General features: G+C 70.0%; 2 protein-coding genes. Both read right to left on the bottom strand.

Annotated elements, in window-relative coordinates; all coding sequences use genetic code 11:
• Positions 1–1527 (bottom strand): hypothetical protein (locus tag VNR91_RS06940; RefSeq protein ID WP_325490042.1); only part of this gene is annotated, 1527 nt, incomplete at its 3' end.
• Positions 1524–2051 carry a GNAT family N-acetyltransferase gene (locus tag VNR91_RS06945; RefSeq protein ID WP_325490043.1) on the bottom strand — a complete coding sequence of 176 codons (528 nt, stop codon included), beginning with the start codon at positions 2049–2051 and terminating at the stop codon, positions 1524–1526. The genes VNR91_RS06940 and VNR91_RS06945, both read right to left, overlap by 4 nt.
• Positions 2052–2060 lie beyond the last annotated feature (9 nt).

Raw genomic sequence — 2060 nt, forward strand, 5'->3', positions numbered from 1 at the left:
CAATTCGATCCCGTGCAGCGTGGTGCCGTGCGCCAGCGTGCGCCACTTCGGGTACTCGCGCACGGTGTAGACGCCGAAATAGCTGCGGGTGCGCGCGTCGCCGTCCCAGCTCACCATCAGCGCGCGATAGCCGCCGTAGAGGAAGATCGCGCCGGCCAGCGCGATCGCATAGGGAATCCGCGCGCCGATCACGAACAGGCCGATGACCGCGATGACAAGGAAGGCGATCGATTCGGCCTTGGTCCCCAGCATTCCGCCGGGATTGGTCAGTCCCAGCGCCACCAGCGCGATCACGATCGCGGCGACGATCGCGGTCCGTACCTGCACGCCGCGCCGATTGACCCGCCATAGCCGCGCGAACACCGGCAGCAGGAAATATTGCGGCGCCAGCAGCCCGGCGGCGAGGATCAACAGCGGATATTCATAGGTCCAGTCGAACACCACCGGGGCGAGCAGCCCGGCGAACACGCCGCCCAACGCCCCGCCGACCGACATCGCCAGATAGAATCCGGTCAACCGGTCCGCCGCCGGGCGAAGCTCGTACATCCGCGTGTGCAGCGCCACCGCCACCATGAACAGCAGCACCAGCGCCATCAGCGTGTTGAGGTAGGGATATTGCTGGGCGCCCCCGATCATCACCCCGCCGAACATCAGGATGGTGAGCGGGGCAAAGCGGGTCAGCTGATCGGCCAGCATCCGGCCGCCGGCAAAGGCGACGGTGAAACTCAGCAGGTAGAGCCCCAGCGGCAGCACCCACAGCAGCGGCACCGCGACGATATCGGTGGTGATGAAGGTCGAGGTGGCGAGCATCAGCCCGGACGGCACCAGCGCCAGCACCACCCAGGTCACGACGCGGCGCGCGCCCGGCGCGGCGCTGGTCACCGGCTGATGCGCCTCGGCGGCGGTCCGGCGCGGCAGCATCAGCGCGCAAAACGCGACCAGCAGGAACAGCGCGGCATAGCCGACGCTCCACACCAGGCTCTGCTGGCGCAGCGCCAGCGCCGGCTCGACGATCAGCGGATACGCGACCAGCCCTCCAAAGCTGCCGACGTTCGACGCGGCGTAGAGCGCATAGGGATCGCGCCCCGGCTGCGCGGCGGCGTACCACCGCTGCATCAGCGGCGCCTGTGCCGATACCGCGAAGAACAGCGGCCCGATCGACACGCCCAGCAGCCACGGCACCCACAGCGCGGGTTCGGCGTCGGGCGGCATGGCAAAGGCGAACAGTCCGATCGGCAGCCACAGCGCGGCGAGCGCGAGCAGCGCGAGATGGATCGCCGCGCCGCGCCGCAGCGGCAAACGGCCAAGGCCATGGGCATAGGCATAGCCACCCAGCAGCAGCGCCTGATAGACCAGCATCGCCGAATTCCACACCGCCGGCGCGCCGCCCAGCCGGGGCAGCGCCATCCGCGCGACCATCGGCTGGACCAGGAACAGCAGGAACGATCCCGTCAGGATCGTGGCGACGAACAGCGCGCGCGATCCGCGTGACGTCCCGACTGCCGGCTCGTCCGCCACCGCCGTCATTGCGGCCGGCCGATCGTGTAGCACAGGTGCCGGCGCAGCGGATTGCCCTCCGGCACGACCGGATGATCGAAATCGCCGTCTTCCACGCGCGTCATCCCCAGCCGTATCATCAGCCCCCAGCTGGCGCGGTTCGCGGGGACGGTGATCGCCGCGACGCGCGCGACATCGTTGGCCCACGCATCGGCCAGGCTCGCCGCCGCCGCTTCACGCGCATAGCCCCTTCCCCAGGCATCGCGGCGCAATCGCCAGCCGATTTCGGGCTGGCCGGCGATCGGCGTCCCGTCCGGGCCCGGCTTGATCCCGCAAAAGCCCAGGAACGCGCCGTCGTCGACCCGCTCGATCGCGCGGAAACACGATCCGCCGGTATCGAGCAGGTCGTTCTGCCGCGCGATCGCCGCCTTCACCTCCGCCATGCCGAGCGGCGGGCCGATATAGCGCATCACCTGCGCATCCCGCCCCATCGCGTGGAACGGCGCGGCGTCGCGCGCCTCCCAACGCCGCAGGATCAGCCGGTCCGTGACGATCGGCGCGGC

The sequence above is a fragment of the Sphingomonas sp. genome, assembly GCF_035555815.1.
Taxonomy (GTDB): domain Bacteria; phylum Pseudomonadota; class Alphaproteobacteria; order Sphingomonadales; family Sphingomonadaceae; genus Sphingomonas.